The organism is Pimelobacter simplex (assembly GCF_024662235.1).
Taxonomy (GTDB): Bacteria; Actinomycetota; Actinomycetes; order Propionibacteriales; family Nocardioidaceae; genus Nocardioides.
In genome coordinates, this window is record NZ_CP096276.1 from 2,463,465 (window position 1) to 2,479,793 (window position 16,329).

General features: G+C 66.0%; 11 protein-coding genes. All 11 read left to right on the forward strand.

The features are described 5' to 3' along the window. Window positions 1-72: 72 nt before the first annotated feature. On the forward strand, window positions 73-1,620 hold the full coding sequence (locus tag M0M48_RS12195) for a type I restriction-modification system subunit M (RefSeq protein ID WP_257751330.1): 1,548 nt from the start codon (window positions 73-75) through the stop codon (window positions 1,618-1,620). Next, the gene (locus M0M48_RS12200) at window positions 1,617-3,110 is read left to right on the forward strand and encodes a type I restriction-modification system subunit M (RefSeq protein ID WP_257751331.1); all 1,494 of its coding nucleotides are present in this window, start codon (window positions 1,617-1,619) and stop codon (window positions 3,108-3,110) included. The genes M0M48_RS12195 and M0M48_RS12200 overlap by 4 nt, the downstream gene beginning before the upstream one ends. Further along, window positions 3,107-4,288: a restriction endonuclease subunit S gene (locus M0M48_RS12205; protein ID WP_257751332.1), complete on the forward strand. Its 1,182-nt coding sequence runs from the start codon at window positions 3,107-3,109 to the stop codon at window positions 4,286-4,288. Before M0M48_RS12200 ends, M0M48_RS12205 begins: the two co-directional genes overlap by 4 nt. After that, entirely contained in the window at window positions 4,288-7,224 is a 2,937-nt protein-coding gene (locus M0M48_RS12210) for a type I restriction endonuclease subunit R (protein ID WP_257751333.1), read from the forward strand. Before M0M48_RS12205 ends, M0M48_RS12210 begins: the two co-directional genes overlap by 1 nt. A gap of 684 nt (window positions 7,225-7,908) precedes the next feature. Next, entirely contained in the window at window positions 7,909-8,670 is a 762-nt protein-coding gene (locus M0M48_RS12215; RefSeq protein ID WP_257751334.1) for a TnsA-like heteromeric transposase endonuclease subunit, read from the forward strand. Continuing rightward, window positions 8,667-10,841: a Mu transposase C-terminal domain-containing protein gene (locus M0M48_RS12220; protein ID WP_257751335.1), complete on the forward strand. Its 2,175-nt coding sequence runs from the start codon at window positions 8,667-8,669 to the stop codon at window positions 10,839-10,841. Before M0M48_RS12215 ends, M0M48_RS12220 begins: the two co-directional genes overlap by 4 nt. Continuing rightward, window positions 10,841-11,899 carry a TniB family NTP-binding protein gene (locus M0M48_RS12225; RefSeq protein ID WP_257751336.1) on the forward strand — a complete coding sequence of 353 codons (1,059 nt, stop codon included), beginning with the start codon at window positions 10,841-10,843 and terminating at the stop codon, window positions 11,897-11,899. Before M0M48_RS12220 ends, M0M48_RS12225 begins: the two co-directional genes overlap by 1 nt. Continuing rightward, complete coding sequence (locus M0M48_RS12230; RefSeq protein WP_257751337.1) at window positions 11,896-13,242, forward strand: hypothetical protein; 1,347 nt, start codon at window positions 11,896-11,898, stop codon at window positions 13,240-13,242. The genes M0M48_RS12225 and M0M48_RS12230 overlap by 4 nt, the downstream gene beginning before the upstream one ends. Further along, on the forward strand, window positions 13,232-14,893 hold the full coding sequence (locus M0M48_RS12235) for a TniQ family protein (protein WP_257751338.1): 1,662 nt from the start codon (window positions 13,232-13,234) through the stop codon (window positions 14,891-14,893). Before M0M48_RS12230 ends, M0M48_RS12235 begins: the two co-directional genes overlap by 11 nt. Further along, window positions 14,890-15,195, forward strand: a complete 306-nt coding sequence (locus M0M48_RS12240; protein WP_257751339.1) for a hypothetical protein — start codon at window positions 14,890-14,892, stop codon at window positions 15,193-15,195. Before M0M48_RS12235 ends, M0M48_RS12240 begins: the two co-directional genes overlap by 4 nt. After that, window positions 15,182-16,231 (forward strand): hypothetical protein, encoded by a 1,050-nt coding sequence (locus M0M48_RS12245; RefSeq protein WP_257751340.1) that lies wholly within the window; start codon window positions 15,182-15,184, stop codon window positions 16,229-16,231. Before M0M48_RS12240 ends, M0M48_RS12245 begins: the two co-directional genes overlap by 14 nt. The last annotated feature ends 98 nt before the right edge of the window (window positions 16,232-16,329 follow it).

The following is a 16,329-nucleotide window of genomic DNA, read 5'->3' on the forward strand; positions in this document are numbered from 1 at the left end:
CCTTTCGTCCGCGCGCCTGCCGCATGGTGGATACGGTTGTCCTCGCGTAGTGGTGCGATGACGAGGAGCCGTATGACCGAGGACGAGGCGCGCGCGGCTGCGCTCGCCCTGCTGCCGCGGCGCCAGGACGCCCTCACTCTTTCCGAGCTGGAGCAGTACCTCGCCTCGGCGGCGGATCTGCTGCGCGGCAGCATCGATCAGGCCGACTTCAAGGCGTACATCTTCCCGCTGATGTTCTTCAAGCGGATCAGCGACGTCTACCTCGAGGAGTACGCCCAGGCGCTCGATGAGTCCGGCGGTGACCATGAGTTCGCTCTGTTCGCGGAGAACCACCGGTTCGCGATTCCCGAGGGCAGTCTGTGGGGCGACGTCCGCAGCCACACACAACACATCGGGACCGCGCTCCAGACGGCGTTCCGCGAGATCGAGAAGGCCAACCCCGACACGCTCTACGGCATCTTCGGCAACGCCAGCTGGACCAACAAGGACAAGCTGCCTGACCGAAGACTCGCTGATCTCATCGAGCACTTCTCCGCCCAGCCGCTCACCAACGCAGCCGTGGCACCGGACGTGTTCGGCAATGCGTATGAGTACCTGATCAAGCGATTTGCCGACCAATCCAACAAGAAGGCGGGCGAGTACTACACCCCGCGCTCGATCGTCGGGCTGCTCGTCAACATCCTCAACCCTCAGGAGGGCGAGACGGTCTACGACCCAGCCTGCGGCACCGGCGGTATGCTGATCGAGGTCATCGACCATGTGAAGGCCGCGGGCGGCAACCCGAAGACACTGTGGAGCAAGCTCTTCGGGCAGGAGAAGGTGCTCGCCACTTCGGCGATCGCCCGGATGAACCTGCTGCTCCACGGCGTCGAGGACTTCAAGATCGTCCGCGAGGACACCCTGCGCAACCCCGCTTTCTACAGCGGGAACCACCTCGCCCAGTTCGACTGCGTCGTCGCCAACCCACCGTTCTCGTTGAAGAACTGGGGCTACCCCGAGTGGGGGTCGGACAAGTGGGGACGCAACCAGCTCGGTGGTGTCCCACCCAAGGGGTACGCGGACTGGGCGTGGGTGCAGCACATGCTCACCTCGGCGAAGCCGACGAACGGTCGCGTCGCCGTCGTCCTGCCGCAAGGTGCGCTGTTCCGCCAGGGCGCCGAGGCCCGCATCCGCACGCACATCCTCAAGGCCGATCTCGTCGATGCCGTCATCGGGCTCGCGCCCAACCTGTTCTACGGGACCGGACTGGCCGCCTGTGTGCTGATCCTGCGCCACCACAAGGAGCCTGACGAGCGCGGCAAGGTCCTGTTCATCAACGGCGAGGACCTTTTCAAGCGCGGCCGCAACCAGAACACCTTTGAGCCCGATCACGCCCAGACGATCTTGGATGCCTACGAGTTGTACGGCTATACAGATGGTCGGTCCCGCGTGGTCGACCTGGCGGAGATCGCAGCCAACGACTTCAACCTCAACATCCCGCTCTACGTCGCACCCGCCGACTCCGGCGAGAAGCTGACCCTCGCCGACGCCCTGTCCCACCTGGAAGCAGCACACGCGCAAGCGACTCAGACTCGCGCAGCGCTGGAAGCCGAGCTCGCGAAGTGGGGGCTTTCAACATGAGCCGGCAGATCAGCCAGCGCGAGTTGGAGGCCTACCTGTGGGGCGCAGCGATCGTGCTCCGGGGCCTCATCGACGCAGGCGACTACAAGCAGTACATCTTTCCGCTCGTCTTCCTGAAGCGGATCTCCGACGTCTACGACGAGGAGCACGCCGCCGCCATGGAGGTGTACGACGACGAGGAGCTCGCCGACCTCCCCGAGAACCACCGCTTCGCCATCCCAGACGGCTCCCACTGGGACGACATCCGCGGCCTCACCCAGAACATCGGGACCAACCTTCTGCACGCGATGCGCGCCATCGAGAAGGCCAACCCCGACACCCTGCCAGGAGTCTTCGGCGACGGCGACTGGGGCAACAAGGACCTGCTCCCCGACTCGACCCTCAGCGACCTGATTGAGCACTTCTCCACCAAGACGCTCTCGATCGCCAACCTGCCCGAAGACGAGCTCGGCAACGGCTACGAGTACCTGATCAAGAAGTTCGCCGACGACTCGGGACACACCGCCCAGGAGTTCTACACCAACCGCACACTCGTGCACCTCATGACAATGATGCTCGAACCCCAACCCGGGGAGTCGGTCTACGACCCGACCTGCGGCACCGGCGGAATGCTCATCTCAACCGCGGCCGAGGTGAAGCGACAGGGCAAGGAGTGGCGCAACCTGCGTCTCTACGGGCAGGAACTCAACTATGGGACCTCCGCCATCGCCCGGATGAACCTGTTCCTCCACGGCATCACAGACGGCCACGTCGCCCACGGCGACACCCTCAGCCGACCGGCATTCCTCAACGCCAAAGGCGGGTTGCAGACCTTCGACGTCGTGCTCGCCAACCCGCCGTACTCGATCAAGGCATGGAACCGCGATGCCTTCGCGAAGGACCGATACGGGCGCAACTTGTGGGGAGTCCCGCCGCAGAACACCGCCGACTACGCCTTCATCCAGCACATCGCCAAGAGCCTCGACCCGGACGCCGGTCGAGCGGCGATCCTCCTTCCTCATGGGGTCCTGCACCGTGTTGGTGAGGCGGCGATACGCCGAGCCATGATCGAGTCTGATCTCGTAGAAGCGGTCATCGGGCTGGCCCATGGCCTCTTCTACAACTCGGGCATGGAAGCGATCGTCCTAATCCTCAACGCCCGAAAGCCTGCGGGTCGGCGACGCAAGGTGCTCTTCGTCGATGCGAAGCGGGCCTACTACCGAGACGGCCCCCAGTCCTTCCTTAGCGACGCTCACCAGACCGAGATCCTGGATGCCTATCGCAGCTTCGAGGTCAAGCCAGGATTCGCCGCGATCGCGGACCTGGATGCGATCTCCGCAAAGGGCAACACCCTCGCGATTTCCGCCTACGTCGCCGGACCCGAGGTCGCCGACGCAGCGGCGGCTGCACCTATTGAGGACACGGTTGGCAATTGGCGCGCGGCAGCGGCGGCATCGGATGCGGCCGTCAAGGACGTCATCGCGATGCTCCGGGCAGAGGTGTCCGCGTGAGCCTCAACATGGACAAGTGCACATGGAAGCGCGTCCGTCTCGGCGACGTGATCACGCGCTCGCGCAAACAGGTCGACCCTATCGAGGCAGGGATCGAGCGCTACGTCGCCGGCGGCCACATCGCCAGCGACTCGATCACAGTCGAACGCTGGGGTGACCCGACCGACGGGCAGATGGGCTCCACCTTCCGGTATGTCTTCCAGCCCGATCAGATCCTCTTCGTCTCGGCTCGCCCCTACCTGCGCAAGATGGGCGTCGTCGCCTTCTCTGGTGTCGTAGCCGATAAGACGTACGTCCTTGACGCCATTCCCGAGAACGGTCTGCTTCAGGAGTTCTTGCCGTTCGTCCTCTCCTCCGACCGGTTCGTCGAGTACGCGACCAGCGAGGCCACCGGGTCAATGAACCCTCGCCTGCTTTGGGGGCCACTACAACGCTACGAGTTCGACCTACCGCCCCTCCAGGAGCAGAAGCGCATCGCCGACCTTCTCTGGGCCGTCGAGAACGAATCACGGGCCCGCGCCGGTGCAGTGAACGCGTGGCAAGAGTTGCGGGCTGCCCACTTGCAGGACCGGATGCACTCCATCGCTGCGACCTCGGGCACCGTGGACTTGGACGCCCTGATCGAGCCTGGGCGCCCCATCACGTACGGCATCCTGATGCCCGGCACTGGGCACCCCGGTGGTGTTCCTGTCGTCAAGGTGAGGGATTTCCCGGAGGGTCATATCAAGGAAGAGGGACTCCTCCTCACCTCGCCGGAGCTTGCATATGAGTATCGACGATCGACCCTGAAGTCCGGTGACCTTCTCATTTCGATCCGAGGAACCGTTGGCCGCCTTGCGGAGGTTCCCGCATCGCTCGATGGCGCCAACATCACGCAGGACACGGCTCGGCTGACGATTGCACCTGAGCATGACCGTAGATTCGTGCGACTCGTGCTGGAGTCAGACTTTGTCAGAACACAGATCCGCCGGCATACGACTGGACTTGCCGTAAAGGGCCTGAACATTGGCGCCCTTCGGAAACTGCAAATCCCCGTCCCGAGTGTTGGCTCGAGCGAGCACGACCTCGTTCGAGAGGCGGCTGAGATCGAGGAGGCGATCAGACGGGCCGAGGACACCCTCTCGGCGTCCCGGGATCTGGGCACTGCACTTCTAGCCGAAGTCTTCGGTGATGACTGATGGCTCAGTTCAACGAGGCGAACTCCGTCCGCGACTTCATTCGCGACCTGGTGGAATCCATCGACGTCCAGTTCGTTCCCGGGAGCGAGCTGCCCCGTCGTACGGACGAGGTGCTGCTCGAAGGCGTCCTCAAGGGCGCGCTGATCAGCCTCAACCCGGAGATCGAGGCGGATCCGGCGAAGGCCGACGAGGTCATCTACAACCTCCGCGCGATCCTAATCTCCGCGCGCAACAGCCCGCATCCCGTTGTCGCCAATGAAGAGTTCGTGGCGTGGCTGACCGGGCAGAAGTCGATGCCGTTTGGAGCGAACGGCGAGCACACCACGGTCCGGCTGATCGACTTCGACCACCTCGACGAGGACTCGTCCAACCAGTGGATCGTCTCGACGGAGGTCACCTTTAAGCAGGGACGGCTTGAGAAGCGCTTCGACCTGGTCCTGTGGTGCAACGGGCTACCCCTGGTCATCGGTGAGGCGAAGACGCCGATCCGGCCGGCGTATACCTGGATCGATGGCGCGGCGCAGATCCACGATGACTATGAGCAGAGTTGCCCGCCGTTCTTCGTCCCCAACGTGTTCTCGTTCGCGACCGAGGGCAAGGACTTCCGTTACGGCACTATCGGGATGCCGGTCGAGCTTTGGGGTCCCTGGCGCGAGGACCCGACCGACGAGGATGCGCCGGCCAAGATCGGACTCGTCGCCGTCCAGGAGGCTGTCGAGGGCGTCCTGACGCCACGTGCCGTGCTGGACTTCCTGCGGTTCTTCACGCTGTACGCGACCGACAAGAAGCACCGCAAGATCAAGATCATCGCCCGCTTCCAGCAGTTCCAGGCGACCAACCTGATCGTCGATCGTGTGCTGCTCGGCAAGGTCAAGCAGGGCCTGATCTGGCACTTCCAGGGCTCCGGCAAGTCGCTGTTGATGGTCTTCACCGCTCTAAAGCTTCGAGCGATGGCCGAGCTCACGAACCCGACGATCGTGATCGTCGTCGACCGGATCGACCTCGACACCCAGATCACCGGTACGTTCAACGCCTCCGACGTACCCGGCTTGGTCTCCACTGACTCCCGGGCGCAGCTCCAGACACTGCTGAGTCAGGGTGCCCGGAAGATCATCATCACCACCATCCACAAGTTCGGCGAGTCGCCAGGTGTACTCGACGCGCGACAGAACATCATCGCGATGGTCGACGAGGCACACCGCTCGCAGGAGGGTGACTACGGGCAGAAGATGCGTGAGGCGCTGCCCAACGCCTACCTCTTCGGCCTGACCGGCACCCCTGTCAACCGGCGGGACCGCAACACCTTCAAGTGGTTCGGCGCCCCCGAGGACGAGGGCGGCTACCTGTCGCGGTACTCGTTCCAGGACTCCATCCGCGACGGCGCCACCCTGCCGCTCCATTTCGAGCCGCGGCTGTCCGAGATCCACATCGACCACGAGGCGATCGATGCGGCGTTTGAAGAGCTGGCCGTCGACCGTGACCTGTCCGAGAGCGACAAGATCACGCTGTCGAAGAAGGCTGCCTCGATCGAGGTCCTGATCAAGACGCCTTCACGCATCGCGAAGATCGCCGCCGACATCGCGGCGCACTTCCAGGCGAAGGTCGAGCCGCAGGGCTTCAAGGCCCAGGTCGTCGCCTACGACAAAGCCTCCTGTGTCGCCTACAAGAACGAGCTCGACGGGCACCTGGGGCCCGAGGCATCGACCGTTGTCATGTCGAAGTCCCGTGGCGACTCACCCGACTGGGCCAAGTGGACCCCTGGCGCCGAGGAGCTGGAGCAGGTCGTCGCCCGCTTCAACGACCCGGCAGACCCGCTCAAGATCATCATCGTCACCGCAAAGCTGCTGACCGGGTTCGATGCGCCGATCCTCTACTGCCAGTACCTCGACAAGCCGCTCAAGGAGCACACGTTGCTCCAGGCGATCACTCGCACCAACCGGGTGTACCCGCCGGACAAGACGCACGGCCTGATCGTCGACTACTTGGGGATCTTCGATGACGTCGCCAAGTCGCTCGCTTTCGACGAGAACACAGTCCAACAGGTCGTCTCCAACATCGAGGAACTCAAGAAGCAGCTGGCGCCTGCGATGGCGACGGCACTGGCGTTCTTCCCAGGGGTCGACCGCACTGTGGGCGGTTATGAGGGGCTCGTCCAGGCACAATCCGCGATCGCCGATGACGTCACTAAGGACGCGTTCGGGTCCGCTTACAGCGTGGTCTCCCAACTGTGGGAGGCTCTCAGCCCCGACCCGATGCTGGCCGCGTTCCGCGACGACTACCGGTGGATCACCGACGTTTATGAGTCAGTCCGCCCCTCCGACATCGCTGGGCGCCTCGTGTGGCATGCGCTGGGCGCAAAGACCATCGACCTGATCAATGAACACGTCCAGGTCGAGATCCCCCAGGGTGGCGACACGATCGTTCTGGATGCCCAGACGATCGAGGACCTGATGACCGGCAAGCGTAAGGACGTCCCGATCGAGGAGATCGAGAAACAGATCACCGCCCGGATAGCGCGTCACCTCAACAATCCCGTCTTTATCGAACTCGGTCAGCGCCTCAACGACCTTCGCGAGCGCTATGCCGACATCCAGCAGTCGAGTCTCGACTTCCTCCGGGAGCTTCTCGAGCTCGCGCGCGACACCGTCGCTGCCGAGAAGGCTGCCGACGAGACCCCTCGTGAGGAGCAGGGCAAGGCCGCGCTCACCGAACTCTTCGAGGCGCTGAAGGGCGACGAGACACCGATCATCGTGTCCAACGTGGTCGACCGGATCGACGAGGTCGTGCGAGGTGTGCGCTTCGAGGGCTGGCAGTCCACCATCCGCGGCGACCAGGAGGTCCGCCAGGCGCTGCGGAAGACGCTCTATGTGCAGTTCAAGATTCGCGACAACGACGTCTTCGAGAAGGCCCTCGGCTACGTCCGGGAGTATTACTGACCGGTGTCAAAGCAGAGGAGCTCGCAACAGATCTAGCCAGGTCCATGAGCCCGAACTCGAGTCGACTCCGGGAAGGCGCTGAGGAGCCACCTTGTCTTGGCCAGATCCGCTGAGAGCGCTCGTCGGGCTCGGTGAGTGAGGTGGCTGTCCTCGAGCTCCGACTCGAGGCGTTCGGCCTCCGCCTGGAGACGCGCCGCCGCGCTCAGCGCGCGTTGGCGACATGACGGAGTGCAGTACAGCTGGGGTCGGCCTGCTCGCCCCGTCCACTCCACACGAGTAGTGCAGTCTGGGTTGTCGCAACGCCGGTCGGTCGTCACGGACGAGCCATGCGCATTTGACGCGAGCGTGGTCACGATGACCCTCCCAGCCCTGAAGCTATCCTGCGACTCAAAACGCCTCACCGTCGCGGGTGTTGGTGAAGCCGACGTACTCGGTCCAGTGTTTATTGTGCACCGTGTGCGCACAATTGGCGAGCAGTCGCGCCTTTCCAGTGGAATAGACGCCATAGAGAGAATAGTTCATGCGCCGTCGTGACCATCGGTAAATGCGCAGGCAGGTTCTTGTGCACGACCGCTAGCAGGCATACGCTGCGACAGTCGATCTGAAGGCGAGCGCCGACATCCAAAAGGGCAGAGGCGCACCCGCGGCAACGGGTACGCCTCCTGGTCGATTCCCGATGCACGCATGAAAGCGAGGGAATCTTCCTTGCCTGATTCTAATGGCGATGTCCGTCTGCCCGCAGGTCTCGGTGGCGCCGTCCGATGGACCTTCAAACTAGGAGCCAACGCTCTTGAGTGGGCTTGGAGCGATGGTCCGCCGGACCTTCGAGAGCTGTCCCCGGTCCGAACGCCCGCGTCTGGAGCGAGGTCCCGGCACGTCCCAGTTCGCGCGTTCAGTACGACGACACGAGAGCACGTGGTGCTGGAGTCCGGTCTCGAGCACGACCTACTTCGGGTTCTTGACCGTGATCCCCGCACGGTATGGATCACCACACAGCCTTGTCGACTCGAGTGGCTCGATGCCGGTCGCCGGGCCGCAAGTCACGTTCCTGACCTCCTCGCAGTCGACGTAGCCGGTCAAGTGACGCTCTGGGACGTCCGACCAGAGCACGTCGCACGGACGGTGGAGTTCGTCGCCCTCATGGATGCGACGTCATCTGCGGCAGCCGATGTGGGCTGGAGGTTCAGCGTCTTCAACGGGGTCTCCGACGTGCACCGCTTCAACCTGATGTGGCTACACGGATACCGCCACCGGCCCGACTGGGCGGATCGCTGGGAAGAACGGCTGATCGATCGTGCATCGAGCGGCGCGCGCCTTGGTGACTTGGTGCGGGAGGACGAGCAGCAGGTCTCGCTTGTGTGGCATCTCATCTGGAGCGGCCGGCTGGTGGTGGACCTGAGCACTCGACTCCATCCCGCGACCGAGGTTGCAGCGTGTCGGGCGTGACGCAGGCGAAGGTTGGCCTGGCCATCGGCGATCGCGTTCTCGGCGAGGACGGGTATCTCGTCGTCGTACAGTTCGGCCGCCACACCGTGATGTTCGAGACGAGCGTCGGTGCTCGTCGCGAGGTGCCCTACAACGAGATCAAGGGAGTGCCCGTCTGCGACGGACGAGCGACACCCGTGATAGCTGCTCTGGAGCCGTGGTGGTCTGGCCTGTCGGCGCCGATTCGGCGGGACGCTCTCGACAAGCTCGAGGTGGTGATGGAAGTCCTGAGCGGCTACCGAGCCGGCTTCGCGCGGTTTGCCCAACCCGGAGAGCCGTACTCGAACGTCAGCGACCCGGGCCTGAGCGAGACCCGTCGTTGCGAGGCGATGGCTCGCCAACTTGCCTTCGAGAGGGAGTCTGACCGCCAGGTCCTCAGGCGCGTTGCACACGGCGAGCTTCAATCGGCCGGCGTTGGGGCTAGCACGGTGCAGACGTGGATACGCGCCTGGCGTGCGGAAGGCCTCAGGGGTCTCGTCGACAAGAGAGCCACCAAAGGCCGGCGCGGATTCGATGAGCTCGATGAACGTGTGCGCGAGATCGCGGACGACGTGCTTGCCCGCTTCGACGGCGACATCTCGAAGGTCAACACCACCACCATCGAGGCGGACATCCGGCTGCAGATGAAGGCCGATGGCCTCAGCGACGTTGTTCTACCGCAGCGGCTGTTTCAGGAGTACCTCTCCGAACGCCAACGTGCACTGGGAAGAAGTACACGGGCGCAGCGTTCGCGGCATCTGCGCCGCAAGGCGTCGGCTCACACCAGCTTTCCCGCGATGCATCCCAGCCACGTCGCGATCGACGCCACCCGCGCCGACGTCCTGGTGTGGGACGAATTGCGCGAGAGGCCGGTCAGTGTCGAGATCCTGACAGCGATCAGCGTCGCAACCCGCGTCGTGGTTGGCCTGCGCGTCACGCCACGCTCGGGAAACGCGCTCGAGGCAGGCCTCCTGCTGTACGACGTCATGCGGCCGATGTCGATGCTTGTCGACGGCACCACGGTCGATGACTGGCGCTGGTGCGGCGTGCCCGAGTCGCTGGACCTGTCCGAGGTCGCGGTGCATCGCTCACCGAAGCGGATCATCCCGCCCGGCCAGAGCCTCCAGGGCGTTCATCACAAGCCCGGTGTTCGGCCGTCGTCGATCCGATGCGACCACGGGTCGGTCTTCCTGTCTGAGCACTTCATCGCTCTGCTGCGTGACTTCGGGATCGACCTGATGCTGTCCCGCGGTTCAAAGCCGACAGACAATCCTCACGTTGAGCGCTGGCACGAGACACTGCAACGCGCCTACCAGCAACTACCGGGCTACAAGGGCCGCAACGTCGCCGAGCGCGGCCGCAAGGTCGATGCCACAGGCGACAAGCTCCTCACAGCACCCGAGCTGGAACGCCACCTGCGCCGGTTCGTCGCTCTCGACTACCACCGCTCGTGGCACGAGGGCCTTGTCCTGCCGGGTGCTCCGTCGGCGCGGCTGACCCCGCTGGAGATGTGGGACGCTATGCACGAGGTCACCGGCCGTCTCCACGTGCCGCAGCATCCGGATCTGATCTACCAGTTCCTCCCGATCCGCTGGTTGACCATCGGCCACGCCGGCGTGGAGTACAAGAACCTCGTCTACGACGCCCCGGTCCTCGCTGAATTCCGTGACGTGCGCAGGGGCGCCTTCCAGGCCGACTCCCGCAAAGCGCCGTTCCACTACGACCCCCGCGACGTCTCCCGGATCTGGTTCCGCCACCCCGACACCGGCCGAATCCACGAGATCCCCTGGAAGGCCCGCCACCTCCTCGACATGCCCATGGGCGACTGGATGCACGAACGCGCCCTCGCGCGCATCGCCGAACGCGGAGGCAACACCGCCCTGAATCGAAAGTCCACGTGGCGGCAGATCATCGCCGAGCTCGGCCAGCTGACCTCGGCAGAGGAGACCGCTGAAGCACGCGCCAAGGGGTACGCCGCCCGACTGCGCTGGGAGCAGGCCCAACGCGACCACGCCGAAGCAGCAGAAGCGGCAGCGATGTTCGACGGCGACCAGGACGGCGTGGTCACACCGCTCCGACGGCGGCGCGCGGAGGCCGACGACGGGTTCGACCTCGACGCGGAGTGGCCAGACTACGACGAGGTGGGCGACTGATGGACGCCGAGATGTGGCACCACCAGGCAACCGAAGCCACGGTCCTTGCGCCGCAGCCAGTCACCGCCGCCGACCTGGACGCGATGAGCCAGATGGGCAAGAGCACGTACGCCGACGCGGTGCGCGCTGCTCTGCGGGCGCAATGTGTCTCCTCGCCCGTGCACACCGCCACCGCCAGCGCGATCGACCGCGCGCTGGAGTCCGCACTCCTCGAGCCGCCCGGCGCCCGCACCATCCTGGCCCTCTCAGCGCCGTACACCGCCGGCAAGTCGACGCTCATCAAGAGCTGGGCACAGGACCGTTACCGAACCTGGGCGAAGCCAATCCGATCGCCCCGGCCCCGATGGACCCCGAAGCCTGGGGTCACCGCAGACCTGGTCCCGGTCTGCTACCTCACCCTCCTCTCGGAGTCGCGCAGCAAGGACCTCTACACCCAGATCCTCTCCTTCGTCGGCTACCCGGCCAGCGGCGTGGAGCGCACGCTGGCGCTGCGCGCCGTCAAGGCACTCCAGACCCACGGCGTCCGGCTCGTCATCCTCGACGACGCCCACATGCTCCGCGCCACCTCGGTCACCGGCCGCGCCACCTTGAACGCGGTCAAGCACCTCAACACCGAACTCGGCGAGGTCGGAGGCGTCCTGATGCTCGTTGGCGCTGAACTGACCGGTGGTGACGTGCTCAGCGACCCCCAGATCCGCGGCCGGCTCTCCGAGCACACCCTCGCCCCCTACGAAGTCGACACGGCAACGGGTCGCGCGCAGTGGCAGCGATTCTTGAAGAACTGCGAGGACCTGCTCCTCCCGTATCTGCCCGACGAGGAGCCAGGTCTCTTCTCGTCCCGTCTGGCCGGTTACCTGTGGCGCCGCGCTCAGGGGTACGTCGGCGACACCACCCGCCTGTTGATCGACGCCGCCGCCGTCGCGATCGAGACCGGTGCACCGCTCGACCACGCGATCCTCGACCCGATCTGGGTGAGCCAGCGCGCACAGGACTCGCAGATCGACCAGGCCCGAGCCACGACCGCGAAGCGAGCCCCGGCCAAGACGGCGCCCCGATGACGCCTCGACTCCCGGTCAGCATCGACCCGCACCTGGACGAGTCGATCGCCTCGATGCTGCGACGCCTCAGTACGACCACCGGCATCCCGGTCCACACCCTCTATCCGTACGGCGTCAACGACCGCATCACCGAACGCCAGATGGGTGCCCTCGCCTGCACCCTGGGGCTGCAGACGCGCCGACTGCGCACCCACACCCTCCACCACCGACTCGCTGGGCGGCACGGCCGAAAGCCGACGAGCATCGAGCTCCGGCGCAGCGACAGAACCATCTGCTCGGTGTGCGGGATCGGCAGCCTGTGGAGCGGCTTGGTCTGGGTCAGCCACTGCCCGACCTGCCACTCCCCTCTCAACGCCGGCCTCACTGCCGACAGAGCGGTTCACGCACTGGAGATGCAGGACGCCCTCCTGCGTGGAATGCAAACGCCAGCTGTCGGATTCGCCGACCGCCGCCTTCGGTTGCTGCGCCTCCTGCGCCTCCACGTTCACCTCGCCACCGGGCCCGCCGCCATCTGCGCCGCCACGGGCGCCCGACCGGCCGGGTCGTGGCAGAACCCCGCCTGGATCGCCGGCTTCGCCGAACACGCCTGGCCGGCCAGCCGGACCGTCCAGGCAACGCGCGACCTGATCGGCGAACGCACGCTGACCCACCTCGGCGAGACCCCAGCCCCGGAGGACGACTGCCCGGCGGCCCGCCAGGCGCTCCACGACCAGCTCCGCAGCTCGCGGATCACCGAGGCCGCGATCCCCGACTACCTCCACCCCCGGCACCGGGCCCTGGACGTCGACACGGCCGGCGAAGACCTCGGCCACGGCATCGCGCGCGCCCTGCGCCGCGAAGCCATCCACGCAGCCACCGGAACACGTCCCACCCTCGCCCAGCTGGACGATCGGTACGGCGACCTGCGCAAGCAGCCCATGACCGCGACCTACGTCCACCACCTTGGCAACACATCCGCTGGACTGCGGATCCTGGCTCGGGAAACCGACCGACTCGCGCACGCTGACATCTGCGACTACCGCCACCGCCGCACGGTCCTGACGACTCTGCATTCCGTCCCGACCTCAACGCTCGCGCCCACCGCCGTGCCTCGCACGCCACGCAACCAGAGGCTGGCCGCCGCCTGGATCTGGCTGGAGCTCACCCAGGGCACGCTCAGCCTGAGCCCACACCACGCTGGAATGCGACGGGACTTGCGCTCCTTCGATCAAGCGCTCCTCGGAGAGGATCGACTCACCCTCATCGAGTACGGCCACCAGCACCTCGGAGCCGTTGCCGACGACGTCGCCCGCGACGCCCAACAGACGCTCACACGGGCAGCGAGACACGCCGATGCCGGCTGACCTGACACCGCTACCGGTCACCATCGCCCCCGTCGCCGGAGAAGCGCTCGACGGGTACCTCGAGCGACTGGGGTCCGCGAACGCGCTCCCACACCCAGCCCTCGTCCAGCGCCTCTCCCAACCCGGCGCACCCACAGCCTTCCTGACCATCGCACCAGCAGAGCCGGTGATCGCGAACCTTGCCGCGCTGACCAGACTCGACCCAGTCGCGCTGCGGTGCTGCACCTTGGCCAGCATGGTCGGCATCGACACCGACGGACTCGACCCCGCGAACAAGAACACCTGGCGTCGAGTCGCCGCCCGGGGGTGGCCGCCAGCCCACGGCACCGCCCTGTGCCCACGCTGCCTCCAAGGCGACGGGATCTGGCAACTCAGCTGGCGCCACCCGTGGGTCACCACCTGCACCGAGCACTGCCTGTGGCTCATCGATCACTGTCCCACCTGCGGAAGACGGTTCCGCTCACACCGCACACCCCTGCGCGCGATCGACACATCCCCTGATCGCTGCGGAAACCCCGGCGGAGCCCGCGGACGTGGATGCCAGCAGCCTCTCGGTGAACTCGACGCCATGGCGGCACCTGCCGCGGTGCTTGTCGCCCAACGCCGCATCGACGACGCCCTGCAAGGTCGGCCAGTCGCTGTCCTCGGCGACCTCATGGACCCCAGCGACTACCTGCGGGAACTCAAGTCGCTGTCCGTGCTCCTCCTGCACCTCGCCGTCCAGCCGGGCGGTGAGGACCTTGCGCCATGGGCCGATACTGCCCGCGCCGACCGCGAACGCACCGCCGGGCCCCGCGGCGTTCGCTGGGGACTTGCCCCGCCAGCGAACCTGCAGCTCCGCGGCCAGGCCCTCGCCGCAGCGGACGAGATCCTCCGAGCAGGGAGCATCGACGACGCCGCGGACAAACTCCATCGCTGGACCGAGCTCACACCGGTGACCAACGACGGCCAGCTCGGCTGGCTTGCCGATCACACCACCATGACGCCGCTCCTCACCCACCTGGTCATGGCCGCCACCGCCTCGCGGCGACGACTGGCAACGCTGCTCGAGAACTCCGGCAGCCTCCTGCCGCTGACCGCGGTCCCCCAGGTAGTCCCGGCCATCGTCTACGCCCGGCACGTCTCCGGCATGCTCGACGTCACCGCCCGCACCGGGCGCCTGTTCGTCAGCCTGTGCCTCGCCCGCCAACACCGCGGAAACCTCACGTGGGCCCAGGCCGCCGCGGCACTCGGACTCCCTCCAGCGCTCGGGTCGAAGACCGCCCGCGCCTGCACCGCTGACCTCCTCGTCTCGGGTGCCGACTTCATAGCGGCGCTGACCCGAATCGCAAACCAACTCGCCCCAGCCGTCGACTACCGCGCCCGGGAGGACGCGGTACGACGCCTCGCACGCCGCTGCGGCTGGTACCGACCTTGGGCGCGGATCCACCTGCCCGGGAGCCACGCGGCCAGCCAGCAATACGCCGTCACCTGGCTGTGGACCGAGTACGCGCACGGACACATCGACACCAGCCCCGGCTGGCAGCACCCGCCAGCCCGCCACGACTGTGCGCACTACCGCGCGTTCGTCCGGCGTCTGGACCAGCCCGCGACCGACGCACTGGCCGAACTGATCCGCAGCACCGCCGTAGCGACGAGGAGGACCGGATGAAGACCGCAACGCAGATCTGGGGACTGTGGGACTGCGAGGAACTCCTCAGCGTCCACCTCACCCATGACGCCGCCCGCGAGGCCAGGGACGAGCACCTCGAACGCTGCCGCTGCTTCACCGACGACCAGGACGCCATCAGCATCGCCGTCCAGATTCGACCCATCCGGCTCTCAGCAGATCCGGTGCCTGTGGAGAACCAGAACCAGGCCACCTCATCGGGCCACCATGAGCAGATGACCACCAGCCGGGGAACGGCGCAGCCGAGACACCAGTGGAGAGGAGGTCGGGATGCCCACCGATGACGACGCCGGCAGCTCCGCCGAGCCTCGGACAACCAAGCCTGTGTTCGTCGTCCCGCAGGCAGAGGGCGTCGACGTCGCGCTCGACTTCACCACGCCCGGGCCGTTCGGCGACTTCGCGTTCACCGCTCAGATCCCCGAGCCCGACGGCGCTGTCAGGGAACGCGTGTACGGCGCGGACCACACCGATGAGCCTGCGGTCTTCGTTGAGATTCTTCAGCACTGGACCCGTGTTGCCGAACCGGACGGCATCCTCGCCGGCCTGGAGCGGGCAGAGGCGGTCCTACGTTTCCTCACCGACGACCTCGCACCGACAACCCAGTCGGAGAACGACTTCGCCGACCTCCTGCGCCGCGGCGTCGAGCCACTGGCGGTCATGAACTTCCTCCCGGTCGACCACGAGCACAGCGACGAGCGAGGCGACGTCATCGTCCTCTCGTCGCGCGGTACTGACCTGGTCTGGATTAGTCGCCGCAGCCCGCGCACGACCTTCACCGTCCCGCCCAGCCACCTATGGGCCTTCGTGACCGGGATGGTGTGGCGCACCTACGACCACGACAGCATCCCTCTCAGTCGGCTCAACACCGTCGCGTACGAATCTGCGCTCGCCTCATTTCGCGCGGCAATCAGGAGTCGCAGCGGCACGATCCCTGAGCCCGATCCGACGGGTCCGGACGGCGCGGTCCAGCACGAAGATCGACTTGGTACTCCCGAGCTCGTCCAGAGATTGTGCGACCTGCTCGGCACCAAGCTGGTCGCCTACCTGAGCTCCGTGGCAGACACGCGAACCGTGCGAGCCTGGGCGGACTTTGCTGCCGACAGCGCACCTCCGGACGAGCTCATCGAGCGTCTTCGTGTTGCCTACCAGGCAGCCACGCTGCTCAGCGAGAACGACACCGCGTCCGTCATCCAGGCATGGTTCCAAGGCCGCAATCCGCTGCTCGACGACATCGCGCCAGCACGCGTGCTCCGCGATGGCGAAGTCGGTGTTGGCGGAGCCAACGTCATGGTCGCAGCTCGCGCCTTCGCAGGCAGGTGATCAGAGATGTGAGCGAACGACCGGAGCGACAGCATCGAAGAGCTCGATCAGCTGAGCCGCAAATTCGCCATCGTGCTTGCGAAGGAACGGAGCAGTGA

Excerpts from the sequence above, each read along its gene's own strand:
- M0M48_RS12245 (WP_257751340.1), top strand. The coding sequence starts at position 15,182 with ATGCCCACCGATGACGACGCCGGCAGCTCCGCCGAGCCTCGGACAACC.
- M0M48_RS12215 (WP_257751334.1), top strand. The coding sequence starts at position 7,909 with ATGAAAGCGAGGGAATCTTCCTTGCCTGATTCTAATGGCGATGTCCGT.
- M0M48_RS12195 (WP_257751330.1), top strand. The coding sequence starts at position 73 with ATGACCGAGGACGAGGCGCGCGCGGCTGCGCTCGCCCTGCTGCCGCGG.
- M0M48_RS12230 (WP_257751337.1), top strand. The coding sequence starts at position 11,896 with ATGACGCCTCGACTCCCGGTCAGCATCGACCCGCACCTGGACGAGTCG.
- M0M48_RS12235 (WP_257751338.1), top strand. The coding sequence starts at position 13,232 with ATGCCGGCTGACCTGACACCGCTACCGGTCACCATCGCCCCCGTCGCC.
- M0M48_RS12225 (WP_257751336.1), top strand. The coding sequence starts at position 10,841 with ATGGACGCCGAGATGTGGCACCACCAGGCAACCGAAGCCACGGTCCTT.
- M0M48_RS12240 (WP_257751339.1), top strand. The coding sequence starts at position 14,890 with ATGAAGACCGCAACGCAGATCTGGGGACTGTGGGACTGCGAGGAACTC.
- M0M48_RS12200 (WP_257751331.1), top strand. The coding sequence starts at position 1,617 with ATGAGCCGGCAGATCAGCCAGCGCGAGTTGGAGGCCTACCTGTGGGGC.
- M0M48_RS12210 (WP_257751333.1), top strand. The coding sequence starts at position 4,288 with ATGGCTCAGTTCAACGAGGCGAACTCCGTCCGCGACTTCATTCGCGAC.